At 58.7% G+C, this 16,898-nt stretch carries 16 protein-coding genes and 1 tRNA gene; 7 read left to right on the plus strand and 10 right to left on the minus strand.

Annotated features, from left to right (window positions below; all coding sequences use genetic code 11):
* The first annotated feature begins 133 nt into the window (after positions 1 to 133).
* Together ACYVIS_RS05275 and ACYVIS_RS05280 are read left to right on the plus strand one after the other, a co-directional pair.
* Positions 134 to 1,375 carry a hypothetical protein gene (locus ACYVIS_RS05275; RefSeq protein ID WP_460873425.1) on the plus strand — a complete coding sequence of 414 codons (1,242 nt, stop codon included), beginning with the start codon at positions 134 to 136 and terminating at the stop codon, positions 1,373 to 1,375.
* A 47-nt stretch (positions 1,376 to 1,422) separates the two neighbouring features.
* A complete protein-coding gene (locus tag ACYVIS_RS05280; RefSeq protein WP_460873426.1) occupies positions 1,423 to 2,259 on the plus strand; it encodes a pirin family protein in 837 nt (278 codons plus the stop codon).
* 149 nt (positions 2,260 to 2,408) lie between these two features.
* Here ACYVIS_RS05280 and ACYVIS_RS05285 read toward each other — a convergent pair whose 3' ends face one another.
* The 7 genes from ACYVIS_RS05285 to cysS form a co-directional block, all read right to left on the minus strand.
* A complete protein-coding gene (locus ACYVIS_RS05285; protein WP_460873427.1) occupies positions 2,409 to 2,888 on the minus strand; it encodes a VOC family protein in 480 nt (159 codons plus the stop codon).
* 421 nt (positions 2,889 to 3,309) lie between these two features.
* A tRNA-Ser gene (locus ACYVIS_RS05290) sits at positions 3,310 to 3,402 on the minus strand.
* A 131-nt stretch (positions 3,403 to 3,533) separates the two neighbouring features.
* Positions 3,534 to 4,796 carry an aspartate kinase gene (locus ACYVIS_RS05295; protein ID WP_232743922.1) on the minus strand — a complete coding sequence of 421 codons (1,263 nt, stop codon included), beginning with the start codon at positions 4,794 to 4,796 and terminating at the stop codon, positions 3,534 to 3,536.
* Between the two features lie 105 nt (positions 4,797 to 4,901).
* Entirely contained in the window at positions 4,902 to 5,873 is a 972-nt protein-coding gene (gene tilS, locus ACYVIS_RS05300) for a tRNA lysidine(34) synthetase TilS (RefSeq protein WP_460873433.1), read from the minus strand.
* A 43-nt stretch (positions 5,874 to 5,916) separates the two neighbouring features.
* Entirely contained in the window at positions 5,917 to 6,882 is a 966-nt protein-coding gene (locus ACYVIS_RS05305; protein WP_232743923.1) for an acetyl-CoA carboxylase carboxyltransferase subunit alpha, read from the minus strand.
* A 35-nt stretch (positions 6,883 to 6,917) separates the two neighbouring features.
* Positions 6,918 to 7,562 (minus strand): DNA-3-methyladenine glycosylase family protein, encoded by a 645-nt coding sequence (locus tag ACYVIS_RS05310; protein ID WP_370635997.1) that lies wholly within the window; start codon positions 7,560 to 7,562, stop codon positions 6,918 to 6,920.
* A gap of 16 nt (positions 7,563 to 7,578) precedes the next feature.
* Positions 7,579 to 9,027: a cysteine--tRNA ligase gene (gene cysS, locus ACYVIS_RS05315; RefSeq protein WP_460873428.1), complete on the minus strand. Its 1,449-nt coding sequence runs from the start codon at positions 9,025 to 9,027 to the stop codon at positions 7,579 to 7,581.
* A 187-nt stretch (positions 9,028 to 9,214) separates the two neighbouring features.
* On the opposite strand from cysS, the gene ACYVIS_RS05320 reads away from it, so the two are divergent.
* From ACYVIS_RS05320 to ACYVIS_RS05330, 3 genes are all read left to right on the plus strand, one after another.
* Positions 9,215 to 10,036, plus strand: coding sequence for a tetratricopeptide repeat protein (locus tag ACYVIS_RS05320; RefSeq protein ID WP_460873429.1), 822 nt, complete (start codon positions 9,215 to 9,217; stop codon positions 10,034 to 10,036).
* 140 nt (positions 10,037 to 10,176) lie between these two features.
* Positions 10,177 to 10,686, plus strand: coding sequence for a peptidylprolyl isomerase (locus ACYVIS_RS05325; protein WP_232743927.1), 510 nt, complete (start codon positions 10,177 to 10,179; stop codon positions 10,684 to 10,686).
* A complete protein-coding gene (locus ACYVIS_RS05330) occupies positions 10,679 to 11,446 on the plus strand; it encodes a UDP-2,3-diacylglucosamine diphosphatase (RefSeq protein WP_460873434.1) in 768 nt (255 codons plus the stop codon). The genes ACYVIS_RS05325 and ACYVIS_RS05330 overlap by 8 nt, the downstream gene beginning before the upstream one ends.
* On the opposite strand, the gene ACYVIS_RS05335 is transcribed toward ACYVIS_RS05330, so the two are convergent.
* The 3 genes from ACYVIS_RS05335 to ACYVIS_RS05345 all read right to left on the minus strand — a co-directional run bounded on the left by ACYVIS_RS05335 (position 11,443) and on the right by ACYVIS_RS05345 (position 14,805).
* Positions 11,443 to 12,300 (minus strand): undecaprenyl-diphosphate phosphatase, encoded by an 858-nt coding sequence (locus ACYVIS_RS05335; RefSeq protein WP_460873430.1) that lies wholly within the window; start codon positions 12,298 to 12,300, stop codon positions 11,443 to 11,445. The two genes, ACYVIS_RS05330 and ACYVIS_RS05335, sit on opposite strands and share 4 nt — an antisense overlap.
* A gap of 59 nt (positions 12,301 to 12,359) precedes the next feature.
* On the minus strand, positions 12,360 to 13,934 hold the full coding sequence (locus ACYVIS_RS05340) for a TerC family protein (RefSeq protein ID WP_232743929.1): 1,575 nt from the start codon (positions 13,932 to 13,934) through the stop codon (positions 12,360 to 12,362).
* Between the two features lie 79 nt (positions 13,935 to 14,013).
* A complete protein-coding gene (locus ACYVIS_RS05345) occupies positions 14,014 to 14,805 on the minus strand; it encodes an inositol monophosphatase family protein (protein WP_232743930.1) in 792 nt (263 codons plus the stop codon).
* A gap of 107 nt (positions 14,806 to 14,912) precedes the next feature.
* Between ACYVIS_RS05345 and ACYVIS_RS05350 the strand changes: the two genes are divergently transcribed.
* Positions 14,913 to 15,686: an RNA methyltransferase gene (locus ACYVIS_RS05350; protein WP_232743931.1), complete on the plus strand. Its 774-nt coding sequence runs from the start codon at positions 14,913 to 14,915 to the stop codon at positions 15,684 to 15,686.
* Positions 15,687 to 15,760: 74 nt separating this feature from the next.
* Positions 15,761 to 16,708, plus strand: coding sequence for a serine O-acetyltransferase (gene cysE / locus ACYVIS_RS05355; protein WP_460873432.1), 948 nt, complete (start codon positions 15,761 to 15,763; stop codon positions 16,706 to 16,708).
* The last annotated feature ends 190 nt before the right edge of the window (positions 16,709 to 16,898 follow it).

The following is a 16,898-nucleotide window of genomic DNA, read 5'->3' on the forward strand; positions in this document are numbered from 1 at the left end:
GCTCCTGCGCGCCGCAGCCTTTTCAGGCAAGACATTGCCACGGCAGGCGCAAGGTCAACCTCTCCCCGATTCATAATTTGGCAGCCCTCCCGGCTGTCCCGCGCTCCTGTGTGAAAACGCAAAAGGAATCAATATGATCTCCCAGCAAAAACTTGTGGCGACCAATGAAGAAATGCTGGCTGCCAGCCGCGACACGGCAGTACAGAGCATCGTGGTGCGCGGCGCATTGTCGGGGCTCCCCTCGTTTCGGCTTGCCCCTGGGCAGAAACTGGCGGGCGAAGGCGGTCAGGTGCGCCTTTCCTTTGCGGCGGGCAGCGATGGCCTGCAGTTGAGTTCGGATAACGAGGTGACCGATATACGCCTGGAAACGTCGGTCGACAAAAGAGCGATTTTTAACGACACCAATGTCGATAGCCTGGGCCGGATACGACTCGCGGGCGTTGCCACCATTGGCCAGGTACAAATTCTGGCGCGCGACAAGGTGCGCAGCGGCCACGTTGATGTCGATGGATTGGATATTATCGCCGCCGATGCCCGGGCCCAAACCGATAAGCCCCAGGGTTTTGGCGTCTATGTGACACAAGGGGCATTCACCCTGTGGAACATGCAGGCCGATGAGAAAGTGGCCATCAGTGCCAGCTTGAAAGGCTTGTCCGCCGGACGGCCCGTTGCGCCGGTGCTGGGCAGCGGCATTTTTGTCAGCGGCGCCGGCTTTAAAGGGGGTCGGCTGGTCGTTCCCCAACTGGAAACGGGTGCCGTCTACAGCGACGGCAAAATCGCTCCTGGCACACCCGATGCAATCACCGGCGGAGTCTTTACTGTATTCAGCGCGTTTGTCGATGTGGTGCGTAATCTTGGGCCGGTCGTCACCTATGGAGTGAATGACATGGTGCTGGATAATTGGGGAACGGTGGATCGCTGGATCGCCCAGGAGAAACTCACCTCGTACGGCCCCAGCGGCATTGGTTTCGTCAACTTCGGCGTGGTCAACGAACTGAAAGTCAGCGCTCCCATCGAAACATTCGGCCAAGGTGCGCGCGGCTTCAATGTGTATGATGGCACGGTCAACGCGGCTGATTTCGATCGCATTACGACCCATGCGGATGGCGCAGTGGGAATCCAGATCAGCCAGCCCATCGGCAGCCTGGTCGTGCGCCGCGGCATCGAAACGTTCGGGGCGACGGGTGACTCCTTGGTAAAAGGCGTAGTGGTCAAACTTTCTGCGATTGCGTTAAGTGTCAAAGCCGGTGGCTCGGCGCGAAAGATCGAAATCGACGGCGGTGTCGTGACCCATGGCGAAGGCATTGCCCCAGTCGAACTGCTGGGGTCTGTAGGTACGCTGTGCATCAGCGGCGGAGTCAAGGCCGCTGCCTGAACCATCCTCATGGCGCTCGTCGCTGCCCCACAATCGGAATCCATTTTATGCAACGCACTATTGAAGCCATCCTGCCCTCCCAGCGCGTCATCGATGATGGCGATATGCGACTGTGGCGCGCCCTGCCCCTGCCGGCTCGAACATCGCTTGGGCCATTTGTATTCATTGATCATTACCGGCACCGCAGTCGGCGTGGCATCGGCGACTCGCCTCATCCTCACGCCGGCATCGAAGTGATCAGCTATTTATTGGAGGGCGGGGTCGAACATCGCGACAGCCTGGGCTTTAAAGATCGCCTGGAAGCCGGCGACGCGCAATGGATACGTGCCGGGCGCGGCATGCTGCACGCGGAACAACCCAGCGGCGGGCGCCATGGCCTGCAGCTCTGGGCCAGCCTGCCGCCTGAACAAAAGCTGGCGGAGCCGGCATACGCCTCGTTTCGCGCCGCGGACATTCCCGAAATCAAACGCACAGGCGCGCAGGCTCGGGTTATTGCAGGTCGGCTGGAAGGTGTGGAAGGCCCAATGCAGACCACCAGCCCAACCCTCTTCGCTCATGTACACCTGGAACCGGGAGCAAGCATTACGCTGCCGGTGGGCGATGTGGCTGAACTCGGCCTGTATGTGCTGGACGGCAGTCTTGATCTGGAAGGTGGCTCCCAACTCAGCCCAGGCGCCCTGGCTGTCCTCACCCCAGGCGAGCAAATCACCTTGACGGCGGCGAAAGCCCAAAGCGCCGATGTCGCCTTGCTGGGCGGCGCTCCCGTTCAGGGCGCCGTCCTGTTTGGCGGCCCGTTCGTCATGGATACCCCCGAGCGCCTGGCCCAGACCAAGCGGGACTTTGCCAGCGGCAAAATGGGGCGGCTGGACGGCGTTCCTTTCTAATACAGCGCCGCGCCAGCCATCGACGATCCACAAAAACACAGTCGTCCCCCGCCAAAACCCCGGCGGGTGTCATGGCGAATCAAATGGCAAAGCTCGTGGATCTCCCAGTGATAGTCCTGGTAGTCGGCCAAAATGACGCACAGGAAGCGTCAGCCGCGTCGAGCCGCTTCGATCGCGGCGATGTCGATCTTTCCCATCCCCATCATGGCGTCGAACGCGCGCTTGGCGGCCGCTCGATCAGGATCTGTGATCGCAGCCGTCAGCGCGCGTGGCGTGATCTGCCACGACAACCCCCATTTGTCCTTGCACCAGCCGCAAGCGCTTTCCTGGCCGCCGTTTCCGACAATCGCGTTCCATAAGCGATCCGTTTCAGCCTGGCTGTCGGTTGCAACCTGGAACGAGAACGCCTCGTTGTGCTTGAACATCGGGCCTCCATTCAAGCCGAGACAAGAAATGCCCATCACCGTGAACTCGACGGTCAGAACATCGCCCTGCTTGCCGGAGGGATAGTCGCCAGGTGCGTGATGAACCGCTTCCACCGCGCTGTCCGGGAACGTTTCGGCGTAGAACTTCGCGGCATCCAGCGCGGCGCCGTCGTACCAGAGGCAAATCGTGTTTTTGCTGACCATTTCGGTTCTCCTGAATTGAGGCAGATACGTGCATTCAAGCCACGCAGGCATTCGGACTACTTCAGCAACTTGGGAGACCAGGGGGTGATGCGCATAAGCGGCAGTCCGTATGCCGATCTGCCATCAGACCATCGAGAGCAAATGATTCGGGCCCGGTTGCAGGCAAATTCGATCAGCAAGGTGCCTGGAATACACCGCCCTCGGCGCTTGATTTCGGCAACCTTCACGGTATTGGCCATGACTGCCTCAACATTGATACTGAAGCAGTTTAAATAGTATCAAAACCCTGTTCCTGCTGCATTGTTGTTTGATGCGCCCAGGAACCGACCATTATTTGCAGAGACGCTAAACCCGGTGCGATGGGTAATGTGGTGGGTAGAAACAACAAAGCGCCCCGAAAGGCGCTTGTTTACTAACTTACTGGCGGAGACGGAGGGATTCGAACCCTCGATGCGGGTATAAGCCGCATGCTCCCTTAGCAGGGGAGTACCTTCAACCACTCGGCCACGTCTCCGAAAGAGTCCAGAATTCTATCACGAGAATAGACTGCTTGTCTGGCAAAGGCATGATCAAAGGCCTTGTGCGCAGGAAGCAGCCATCCCTTGGGGTGTCAAAACCGGCAATCGCTTGCCCCCACTCTTTGGATCAGACCGCGCTTTTGTCCTGATCCAGTTCAAATGCCTTGTGTAGAGCGCGCACGGCCAGTTCCATGTACTTGTCGTTAATGATCACCGAGGTCTTGATTTCGCTGGTGCTGATCATCTGGATATTGATGCCCTCTTCGGACAGCGTGCGGAACATCAGGCTGGCAACGCCGACGTGGCTGCGCATGCCGATACCCACGATGGACACTTTGCATACCTTGTCATCGGATACGATTTCACGTGCGCCGACAGCGGGGCCGATCTGGTTGTTCAGCAAGTCGAGCGTGCGGACGAAGTCGTTGCGATTGACGGTGAATGAAAAATCGGTCGTACCCTGGACCGACTGATTTTGCAGAATCATGTCGACGTCGATATTGGCGGCGGCCACCGGCCCCAGAATCGAATAAGCGACGCCCGGGGTGTCCGGTACGGCCAACAGAGTGACTTTGGCTTCGTCGCGGCTAAAGGCGATGCCTGATACGACAGCGGCTTCCATTTTCTGGTCTTCCTCAAAAGTAATTAGAGTGCCCGAAGTCATTTCTTCTTCAAGCGGCAACAGGGGATCGGTCAACGACGACAGCACACGCACCGGTACGCGGTATTTACCTGCGAATTCCACGGAACGAATTTGCAGGACCTTGGACCCCAGCGACGCCATTTCAAGCATTTCCTCGAAGGAAATAACGGTCATGCGCCGAGCCTCGGGCACCACGCGCGGGTCGGTCGTGTAGACACCATCCACGTCTGTAAAAATCAGGCATTCATGGGCCTTGAGGGCCGTGGCGATGGCCACGGCCGATGTATCCGACCCGCCGCGCCCCAGAGTGGTGATATGGCCTTCGTCGTCAATTCCCTGGAAACCGGTCACAATGACAACGCGCCCCAGATCAAGATCGGCGCGCAGGCGTGCATCGTCGATGGAACGAATACGCGCCTTGGTATAGGACGAATCCGTACGCACAGGAACCTGCCAGCCTGTATAGCTGCGAGCCGGCACGCCTTGCGACTGCAAGGCCATGGCGAGCAAGGCGCTGCTGGCCTGTTCGCCAGTTGAGGCCAGCATGTCGAGCTCGCGGCCATCGGGCTGCGAATTGATTTCTCTGGCCAGACCCAGCAGGCGATTGGTTTCGCCCGACATGGCCGACGGCACCACCACGACCTGGTGGCCGGCGGCATGCCATTTGGCGACGCGGCGCGCCACGTTCTGGATGCGCTCTACCGAGCCCATCGACGTGCCACCATATTTGTGAACAATCAGGGACATCTTCCACTCTGCATCAAGGACACTGTCTTTAGACAGACAAAGCTGATTATTTTAGCTTTTTTTCAATGCCTTAGCTTTGCGCGGCGGAAACCGCGGCAAACCCGGCTAGGCTGCGCTCAGCAGCACTCGCCCCACACGGCAGCGAATCCATACCTGGCCATGCTTGACCTGCATTTGCCTGTCATGGCCCAAGGCATGCAGGCCGCGCATTTGACGCATAAGGTCCGACAAGCGGGCCTCGGTCGGCATGCGCTGCCCCTGCAGCGCCAACCAGTAGCGCAAGACCAGAGCCTGGCGCGCCGGCGACAGCTCGCGCCAGGCGGCAAGCGAAAAACTGCCCTGATCGGGCGCGGGTTCGAGGCCGGCAAAATCGGCGGCCGCGACCTCATCCAGAATCTGCTGTGTTTCGCCGCTGAGGCGCGCATGGCGGGCCAGATTGCGCTGCCACCCGGGCCAGCGCGCATCGAGCTCGGGTACCAGGCGCTCACGCAGGGCGGCGCGCGTGTAGTGGTCGTTGGCGTTCGTGGGGTCGAGCACCGGGTGCCAGCCGCTCAACTCGGAAAAAGAATCCGCCAGGGCAAGAATGGCCGGGCGATCCACATCCAGCCAGGGACGCAGGTACGTCAGGCCGTATTGCGTGGAACACGGCGCCATGGCAGCCAGACCGCCGGGGCCGGCACCGCGCAGCAAGCGCAGCAGCACGGTTTCGGCCTGATCGTTGCGATGATGCGCCAATAGAACATGCCGCACGCCCGTTTGTTCCGAGAGCCGCGCAAAAGCCTGATAACGCGCGTCGCGGGCCGCCGACTCGATACCGTCTCCTTGCGACAGATCGACCTGCACCCTGACACTGTGGCAAGGGACTTGAAGACGCAGGGCCAGGTCGTGGACATGCGCCTGCCATTGCTGCGCCGCGTCTTGCAGGCCGTGATGAATGTGGAAAAAATGCAGGGGCAATAATTGCTGCCGGGCAAAAAGCGTGGCATGCACCGCCAGCATGGCCGAATCGGCGCCGCCGCTAATGCCTACACCAAGACTGGAAGGTCGATCGGGCAAGCCGGCGACCGCTGCGGCAATAGCCTGAACCAGCGCCGCCGAGCCAAACGCTCCGGGGCCAATTTTAAGCACGGGTCTCGGTGAAACGGCCGTAGGTCATCAGCCGCTGCAGGCGGTGCTCGATCAGTTGGTCGGCCGTCATGCCGGAGAGCTGGCGCAGGGAATCGGCCAGAGCGCGGCTGAGCTGGCGCGCCATCATGACGGGATCGCGGTGCGCCCCGCCCACAGGCTCGTTGACGATGCGATCGATCAGGCCCAGCTCCTTGAGGCGCGGAGCAGTGACGGCCAGCGCTTCCGCCGCGATGGGCGCCTTGTCGGCGGAACGCCACAGGATCGAAGCGCACCCTTCGGGCGAGATGACCGCATAGGTGGAGTATTGCAGCATCATGACCACATCGCCCACCGCAATGGCCAGCGCGCCGCCCGAGCCCCCTTCCCCGATAATGGTGGAAATTATGGGCACCCTGAGCTCGGCCATGGCGTACAGATTATGGCCTATGGCTTCGGATTGCCCGCGTTCTTCAGCACCGATGCCGGGATAGGCGCCCGGCGTATCGACAAAAGTAAACACCGGCACGCGGAATTTTTCGGCCAGGCGCATCAGGCGCAGGGCCTTGCGGTAGCCTTCAGGCCGCGGCATGCCGAAATTGCGCATGGCGCGCTCTTTGGTGTCGCGCCCTTTTTGATGGCCGATCACCATGCAGGGCGTGCCGTTGAAGCGTGCCAGACCGCCCACAATGGAAAGATCGTCGGCATACATGCGGTCGCCATGCAGCTCATGAAAGTCGGTAAATATCTCTCGCACATAATCGAAGGTATACGGCCGTTGCGGGTGGCGCGCCACCAGGGCCGTTTGCCAGGGAGTCAGCTTGGCGTAAATGCTCTTGGCCAGGGTCTGGCTTTTTTGTTGGAGGCGCCCGACCTCTTCGGAAATATCAACCGCGGAGTCAGTCTGAACAAATCGCAATTGCTCGATCTTGTTCTCAAGTTCGGCCATGGGTTGTTCAAATTCGAGGAAAGTATTACGCATAAGTGCAGGTTTCCAGACGAGTGAATTCACTCTGTTTAGTACTGAATGGCGAGAGGGTCAAGACTGCGCCATAAATACCAGGTTGCGACAGTACGCCACGGGGCCCAGGCTTGCGCTACCTCGCGCGCTTCAAAGCGCGAGACGGGCTCGCCGCTGAAATAGTGTAACGAAATTGCCTTGAGCAAGCCGGCATCGTCCAAAGGCAAAACATCGGGACGCTGCAAATTGAAAATCAAAAACATCTCGGCGGTCCAGCGGCCAATGCCGCGAATCGCACACAACTCTCCAATAACGGCTTCGTCGTCCATATCGGTCCAGGCGGCCGGGCGTATCTTTTTTTCGGCAAAATGTTGCGCCAGATCACGTATGTATACGACCTTGCGCTTGGAAAGGCCTGCCTCGCGCAGTACTTCTTCCTCTACCTGCATGACCGCCCCGGGCGTGGGCCGGCGCCCGCAATGCTCGGTAAAGCAGGCCCACACCGCATCGGCGGCCTTGACCGAAATTTGCTGGCCAATGATGGCGCGCGCCAGAGTGATGAAAGGCGTGGCCGTGGGTGACAGCCACTCGGAAGCATGCTTGGGTATGAGTTTTTTCAGTATCCGGTCGCGTTTCATCAAATGCGCGGATGCCTCATCCCAAAAATGGGGTTTGTCGGCGGCTATGCTTGCTGATTGAATCGTCATGCCCCTTCCCTTAAGCGCGGCGCCATTGAGTAAGACCGCCGGGCTTGTCTTCAAGCTCGATGCCCGCCTCGTGCAGTTCGGTGCGAATCCGATCGGCCTCGGCAAAATTGCGTTCTTTTTTGGCCGCGGCCCGCGCTTCGATCAAGGCATCGATACGCGCTTCCGGAAGCGCAATGGCAACACTGCCACCGCGCTGATAACGGCTGGGCGACTGCAAATAGGCGGCTGGATCGGATTGCAGCAGTCCCAGCACGCCCCCCAATTCACGCAATAAGCCCGACGACTGCGCGGACCCAGTGCGGTTGGCCTCCGAAGCCAGTTCGAACAGGGCGGCAACCGCGCCCGAAGAATTGAAGTCATCGTCCATCGCGGCACGAAAGCCCTGAGCCGCCGGGTCTTGCCAATCGATTTTCACGGATGCGGGAGGCACGTTTTGCAGCGTCTGGTACAGGCGGTCAAGCGAATTCTGCGCGTCGAGCAGATTATCAGGCGTGTAATTCTGCATGCTGCGGTAATGATTGCGCACGATAAAGAAACGCAGCATTTCCGCCTCCCGATGATTCACCGGGTACGATGCGGCATCGTCGGGCAGGCTGGCGCCGCCGGAAACGGTTTCACGAATGGTACGAAAATTGCCTAAAGACTTGGACATCTTGTCGGCATCCACCATCAATGGCCCGCAATGCATCCAGATATTGGCCAGCGTACCGCCAAATGCCCCCTCGGTTTGAGCAATTTCGTTTTCGTGGTGGGGAAATTTAAGGTCCGGGCCGCCGCCGTGTATATCCAGGGGCAGGCCCAGAAGCGCTTTGCTCATGGCGGAACACTCAATGTGCCAGCCGGGGCGCCCAAGACCGTAGGGCGACTCCCACTTGGACTCGGGCGGCTCTTCGGCCTTTGCCGATTTCCACAAGACGAAATCAAGCGGGTCGCGCTTGCCGGAGGCGACGGCCACACGCTCGCCCGCCCGCAGGTCATCGAGCGATTTACCCGATAACTTTCCATACCCGGCAAACTCGCGCACAGAATAATTAACGTCGCCGTCCGCCGACTGATAGGCCAGGCCATTGGCCTGAAGCCGCCCGATAATACCCAGCATTTCACTGACATGTTCGGTTGCACGCGGCTCCGCGCTGGGCGGTAAAACCCCCAGCGCATGCTCGTCGGCATGCATCGCGGCAATGTAAAACTCGGTAACCTGATTCAGGCGCCGATTGGTTTCCACCGCACGTCGGATGATTTTGTCATCGATATCGGTGATGTTGCGTACATAATTGACGTCGTAGCCGCTGGCACGCAGCCAGCGCTGCACCACATCGAAGCTCACCAGCATGCGCGCATGCCCCAAATGACAAAAATCATAGACGGTCATGCCGCAAACATACATGCGAACCTTGCCGGGCTCGACCGTTTTCAAAGGCTCCTTGGCACGGGAAAGGGTGTTATAAATGTGCAGCATGCGCAGTGATGGATCTCTGATTAAATGACGATTTAACGCCGAAGCGGCCAGGGTTTCAATGCCGAAAAACTCGTCCCAGGCTCGAACCAAGGCTAAAATGGCGGTCGATAAGTATAGCAAGCGGGAAAAAATAATAGCGCGCTCACACCAAACCAACCTCTTTTACACATATATAGGTACGCAGTCTGTGTTTCGAAACCTAGCCAGCCCTCTTGTAGTCATCGCCCTGCTCACCGGCAGCCTGTCGTGCCGCGCTGCCATTGCTCAAACAACGGCGACCGGACTCCAGCCCCATGTCGATCTCTCCGCGTCTCTTTCGTCAACCGGCCTGGGCGATGCCCAGGGAATAAGCCCACAGTCTACTTCAATGGTGGTCCCGGTCGGCACACCCGCTCATCAAAAAAACGGCGCCAAGCTCTTTACCGAACCTCCCAAAAAGGACGGCGGCTGGCAGGGGCTGGCCAATGTGCTCGAGGCTCTGACACCCAGCGTAGATACTGAAATCCCATTGACGGCCTCGCAGATCACCGACCGCATCAGCGCCATGCTGAACCAGGGACAAAACCAGCAAGCTCTCGATGTTATCGAAAAGCGCATTGCCCAGGAGCAGTCAGGCTATATGCTGGGTACCGATGTCCAACTGCTGTTCCTGCATGCGCGGGCGCTGGCAGCCCTGGGGCGCAGCAATGAAGCCATCACGATTTACCAGAACATGACCACGCTCTATCCGGAACTCCCCGAGCCCTGGAACAATCTCGCCGCCTTGTATATCAAGCAGGGAAAACTGGAAATGGCCCGGGATGCGTTGCAAATGGCCCTCACCGCCAACCCCAATTACCCTACCGCCAAAGCCAATATGGGGCAGGTGCAGCTTATGCTTGCCCGGCAGTCATTCGAACAGGCCGCCCAACTGGGAGTCAGCAATGCGCGCAGCAAAGCCGTGGAAACCCAGTCCATTCTCGAAAACAGCCCGAATCAAAAGAAACCATCTGAAAACAAAGCAGACTAATGCGCCTACTTTCCTTTATTACCCGCGTTTTGAGTCCTTCAGTACGCACTTTTGCCCTTGTTTGCGCCGCGTCGCTGGCTTTTTGCCCTGGTGGCGCAGCGCAGGCAGCCTCTTCAACCTCTACTCAAGGTAAATCTGTAATGAGCACAACTCCCCGCGTCAAACTACATACCAATATGGGCGACATGATTATCGCCCTGGACGCTGAAAAAGCCCCCAAAACCGTCGCTAATTTCCTGACCTATGTGGAAGAAGGCTTTTACGACGGCACCATTTTCCACCGCGTCATCAACAACTTCATGATCCAGGGCGGCGGTTTCGATTCTGGAATGAAACAAAAACAAACCCACGCGCCCGTCGACAACGAAGCCAACAACGGCCTCAAGAATGACCGCTACACCCTGGCCATGGCCCGCACCAGCGATCCGCATTCGGCCACCGCGCAGTTTTTCATCAATGTCGCCGACAACGATTTCCTGAATTTCACCGCACCCACTCCCAACGGCTGGGGCTATACCGTCTTTGGCAAGGTGGTCGAAGGCACCGATGTCGTCGATAAAATCAAAGCCGTCAAAACCGGCAGCAAAGGCTTCCACCAAGACGTACCTCTTGAAGATGTCATTATCGAGAAAGCCTCGATTGTTGAATAAGATACGGCTCGCGGGCGCGGTCTGGTTTGCCTCGGATATTCATCTGGGGCCCCAAACACCGGCCACGCGAGCTGCCTTCCACGCATTTCTCGACAAGGCATGCGCCCAGGCGGATGCCTTGATTTTATGCGGCGATATTTTCGATGCCTGGATAGGCGATGACTTTGCCCTGGCGGCGCCCCCCGATTGGCTGATCGAAACAATGCGGAAATTCCGCCAGACGGCGCAAGCCATCCCGCTCTGGCTGGGCCATGGCAATCGCGATTTTTTAATGGGCGCCACCCTGGTCGATGACCTGGGTGCGCAATTGCTGCCCGATACCTGCTGCCTGCAGACAGACTATGGCGACGTACTGCTCAGCCATGGCGACGAATACTGCACCGAAGACCTCGCGTACCAGCGCTTTCGCCGCGTGGTGCGCAACCCGCGCGTGCAGCGCCTGTTTCTATCGCTAAGCTTGAGCCTGCGAAGCAAGATTGCCGCGTGGGCCAGGGGCCGCAGCAAATCGTCGAACCGCTACAAGACAAACCGCATCATGGATGTCGCGCCCAGCGCCGTGGAACAGGCCTTTACAGCCACCGACATCAACCTGATGGTGCATGGCCACACGCACCGCCCGGCGTTCCATCGTATCCAGATCGGCACTCGGGCCTGCACCCGTATCGTATTGCCCGACTGGGATTACGACCACAGCCAGCCTCCACGCGGCGGCTGGCTGACAATCGATCGGAACGGTCCCGAATTTTGCCGGCTGCCTTAGGCCAGGGCCAGCCAGGCAAGCACCACCAGACCCAGGGCAATCCGGTACCAGGCAAAAGGACGGTACGTGTGCCTGGAGACAAAGCGCAACACCGCGCGCACAACCACCAGCGCACTTAAAAACGCCGCGACAAAGCCAATGACAATTGCAGTGGTTTCCTGTCCGGACAGCACGCTGCCGTGCTTGTACAGATCGTAGGCCGTGGCCGCCAGCATGGTGGGCATGGCCAGGAAAAACGAAAACTCGGTTGCCGTCTTGCGTTGTATTCCCGCCATCATGCCGCTGATAATGGTTGCTCCCGACCGCGACGTGCCAGGCACCATTGCCAGGCATTGAGCGAAACCGACGATCAGTGCCTGCTTCCAGGTAATTTCTTCCAGGGTGCGGGCCGACACATGCTCGTTGGCCACGCTATCGTCGGCCTCGGCCGCGTGCTTGGAAAAATGGGGCTTGCGTTCCACCCACAACATGATCAGGCCGCCCACAATCAGAGTCACGACAAACACAGCGGGATGATGAAACATGGCCTTGATGTATTTGATTGCCAGGGCGCCTATCACCGCCGCAGGCAAAAAGGCAACGAGCAGGTTTCGCGTAAACATCATCTCGCTGCGCACACCGCCAAACGTGCCGCGTATCAATTGCCACAGGCGCTCCCGGAACACCCACATGACGGCCAGTATGGACCCGAACTGGATCACCACTTCGAAGACTTTGGCGTCGTTCGAGGAAAAATGAATCCAGTCGCCAATCAACAGCAGGTGCGCGGTGCTTGATACCGGAATGAATTCGGTAAAACCTTCAATAATGCCCAGAAACAAGGCCTTGATAAAATAAAACGTGCTTTCGGTCATACATCCTCAAGACATAAAGAAAATCGTCACTCGACAGGGGAGCAATCCGGCGCCACACGCTAATCCTGATCGTCGATATCGTCGATCTGCGATCCATGCTGGCGTTCGATCTGCACAGTAGCGATGCGCCGTCCATCCAGACGCAGTACTGTAAACCGGTAAGTGGCGTAAGGTTGTTTCAATTCGCAGCTATCGCCCGGAGCGGGCAGATGCCCAAAACGCTCCAGCAAATATCCAGCCAGGGTCGAATAGCCTTCGTCGTCATCGACCAGGCCTTCGGTATTCAGCACCTGCTCCAGATGATGCAAGTCGGCCGCGCCATCGACACGCCAGCGATCATCGCCTTCGGCGACAATGTCGGGAGTTTCATCCTCATCGGGGAATTCGCCGGCGATCGCCTCGAATACATCAATAGGCGTGACCACCCCTTCGATTTCGCCGAACTCATCGGTAACCAGGACCAGCTGGCCGCGCGAGCGCTTGAGTGTATCCATCAGTCGCAGAACGCCTATGGATTCGTGCACAATGATGGGATCGCGCAGGCGCGACAGTTTGATATTTCCCTGCGTGATCAGATCGGCGATCATTTCCTTGGCGCGGCCTATACCGATGACCTCGTCCAGCGAACCCCGGCATACCGGAAAAAAACTGTGCGGCGCCTTGGCAATCTGCTGGCGCAGCGTGGCCGGCGCATCGTCCAGGTTGATCCAGGAAACATCCGTGCGCGGCGTCATGATCGAGTGTATGGAACGATCCGCCAGCGTCAGCACGCCGCTGACCATATTGCGTTCCTCCACGCCGAACACAGGCACCGGCGCCTCGGATACCTCAGCCTGCTGCTCGGGGCCTTCTATCGGGCGCTTGCCCAACATGCGAAGCACGCCCTCTGCCGTTCGCTCCCGCATGGGGCGCTTGGCATCCACGCGCCGCAAGTTGCGGCGCGCAATCTGGTTGAGGGCTTCGATACCTACCGAAAAACCAATGGCGGCATACAGATAGCCCTTGGGCACGGGAAAATCGAAGCCTTCAGCCACCAGTGAAAAGCCGATCGTCAATAAAAACCCCAGGCACAGGACCACAACGGTGGGATGGGCGTTGACAAAACGCGTCAAGGGCTTGGACGCTACCAGCATGACGCCTATGGCAATGATGACTGCCATCATCATGATGGCCAGGTGATCGACCATGCCCACAGCGGTTATTACGGCATCAATGGAAAAAACCGCATCCAGAATCACGATTTGCGTGACGATGACCCAGAAACTGGCATGCAGGCGCGAACCCGACACGTGCGCGGTGCGCCCCTCTATACGCTCGTGCAGCTCGATCGTGCCTTTGAACAACAGGAAAAAACCGCCCACGATCAGTATCAGATCGCGCGCCGAAAAAGCCAGGGGGCCGGCAGAAAACAAGGGGTCTGTCAGTTTGATGAGCCACGACATCACCGACAGCAGCAACAGACGCATGACCAGCGCCAGCGACAATCCCATTACCCGGGCCCGGTCGCGCAGGGCGGGCGGCAGCTTCTCGACCAGAATGGCAATAAAAATTAAATTGTCTATCCCCAGAACAATTTCAAGAACGACCAGGGTTAACAAGCCGACCCATGACGACAGGTCCAGCATCCACTCCATCAGAGAGCTCCGTTAATGGAAAAACAATCGCTTATCGCCACGACAAGCCATACGCCACCGCGTTCGTGCAACACCCCGCTTATGCCTGGACGTAGCTCAGCATCTGGGTGAATATTTTGGGGCTGGCCGCCAGCACGCTGCCGCTTTTCATCCAGCCCTGCTCGCCGTCGAAATCGGCAATCAGGCCGCCCGCCTCAAGTACGAGCAGACTTCCGGCGGCGACATCCCATGGCTTCAGATTGACACCGCAAAAGCCATCGAAACGGCCACTGGCCACATAGGCCAGATCAAGCACGGTGGACCCAACGCGACGCGCGCTGGCGCATTCAGACAAGAGGCTGGAAAACTGCGAAGACAGAGTGGCCCCCCCCGCCGACCCGGGCACATGGGCGCTGAGCAGGGCATCGTGATAGCGGGACTGTCCCGATACGCGAATGCGGCGATCATTCAAAAAAGCGCCGCCGCCACGACTGGCGGTGAACAGTTCATTGCGGGACGGATCGTATACGACGGCCTGGGTAATTTGCCCGCGATGGGCCAGGGCAATCGACACCGCATACACGGGAAAACCGTGGATGAAGTTGGTGGTACCGTCCAGGGGATCGATAATCCATTGGAATTCAGCTTGAGCATCGGCATTTTGGCCTGGGGCCAGTTGCAGGCCGGACTCTTCGCCCAAAAAGCCATGATCGGGATATGCTGTACGCAAAACGTCGATAATGGCTTCTTCAGCCGCCTGGTCGACTTCCGTGACATAATCTTTAGGCCCTTTGCGTGCCACTTGCAAACGTTCCAGGTCAAGACTGGCGCGGTTGATAATCGTGCCGGCACGGCGTGCCGCCTTGATGGCGGTGTTGAGCATCGGGTGCATAAAATTCCGTATTAAACAAAAAGATCGTAAGTGCTTAGCTTAACCAAATTTGGCCTGAACAAGGCCTAAATAGTCAGTCAACACCTTATGGAAACCAGTTATTTTAAATGACTCAGGCATTTTCACGCGTTCGCTTCATTATGGTGCATCCCAGCCACCCGGGAAATGTCGGCGCGGCGGCACGCGCCATCAAGACAATGGGGTTCCAGAATCTCTGCCTGGTTGCTCCTCGATTCCCCGATGTGCTCGACCTTCCTGAAGCGCATTCCCTGGCCAGCGGAGCCGGCGACGTGCTCGCCGCGGTCAGTATTGTTCCAACGCTGGCCGAGGCCCTGGCTCCGGTCACCCTGGCCTTCGCCTTGACGGCCAGGGCACGGATGCTGGGCCCTCCCGCCTGCGACATTCGCGAAGCCGCCGGCTTGGGCTGCCAGCACCTGAATTCATACCCGGACGGGCAAATCGCCATTGTCCTGGGTACGGAACGGTCCGGGCTGACCAACGACGACATCTCCCTGTGCCAGCGCATTTGCCACATACCGGCCAATCCGGAATACAGTTCGCTCAATGTGGCGCAGGCTCTGCAACTGGCTGCCTGGGAGCTGCGCTATGCGCTTGCTCTCAGCGCATCCCTGCCGCTGCTGCCTCAAACCGAAGGCCACGCACAGGCGGGCGACGAGCCCGCCTCGAATGAAAAAATCCAGGCGCTCATGACACACTGGGAACAGGCTCTGGTCAGCGTCCAGTTTCTGGATCCCTTGCACCCCAAAAAGCTCATGCCGCGCATGCGCCACATGTTCGCGCGCAATGCGCTCAGCAAAGACGAAGTCGATATGCTGCGCGGACTATGCACGGCCATGATAAAAACGGCAAACAAGTCATAGCCATATACTGGAATATCCGACAAAATACATGGTTTAGCCTGTAATGCAAACAAGGCTGCATTAAGATTCCCCCTATGCTGACACAACTACGCGAAGATATTTCCTGCATTCTCGAGCGCGACCCCGCCGCTCGCAGCCGTCTGGAAGTCCTGACCTGTTATCCGGGCCTGCATGCGATTCTCGTGCATCGCCTGGCACACCGCCTATGGCGCGGCAACTGGCTATGGCTGGGCCGTTTCATTTCCCACCTGGGCCGCATCCTGACCGGCATAGAAATCCACCCCGGGGCTACGCTTGGACGCCGCGTGTTTATCGATCATGGCTTCGGCGTGGTTATCGGAGAAACCGCCGCCATAGGCGATGATTGCACCATTTACCAGGGTGTAACGCTGGGTGGCACGCGTCTGTACAAAGGCGAAAAACGCCACCCTACTCTTGAGCGCGGAGTGGTGGTGGGCGCCGGAGCGCAAATTCTGGGCGGCTTTACCGTGGGCGAAGATGCGCGCATCGGCTCCAACGCGGTCGTTGTCAAGCCGGTTCCAGCCGGCGCTACCGCAGTCGGCAATCCAGCCCGCATCATACTCAGGGAAGACGCGGGCGCGACAACTGCGCCAAGCAGTGAAGCGCAGCCTGCCGGCCTGGACGCCGAGCAGGAGCTTGTCGTTCCGGATAGCGCAGCCGGCGCCGCTGTACCGACGCCGGCCGCGACGCCGGCAAATTCCGCCGAAGGCGAGCGCTCGCCCTGTGAAACCGACTGGAACGGCAAGCCCCTGCAAGAATTGTTGCGCCGTAACAATCGGCCCGAACAAGCCGCCCAGCATACGGAGGGCTTTGCCCCGTACGGGGTCGATCAAAATGACGACGATCCTCTGGTCAAGGTATTGCATGAGCTTATCAATCATGCGGCGAGCCAGGAAAAACGCATCGGTAAATTATGCAAGGCCATGGAGGAACTGGGACAGCGCGTGGAAAACGGTCAGACGCCGCTGGATGCCGAGCGCCTGAACCGCATGGTCGAATAAGCCGTTCTTGCCTCGGTGGAGCGTCATTTCCAGCGCATTTTTTGTTCGAAGTGTTTACTGTGCATTCGACGGTTTGGTATTTAAAGACGCCGTCTATCGGGGCTTGGGGTCAGGACCGGCACGGCGTGCTGGATCCGGATCTACCTCGTCCAGGCGGGCGTCGGGCCAAACTCGCTACGCCGCTGGCGCG

Source organism: Paralcaligenes ginsengisoli (assembly GCF_054781135.1).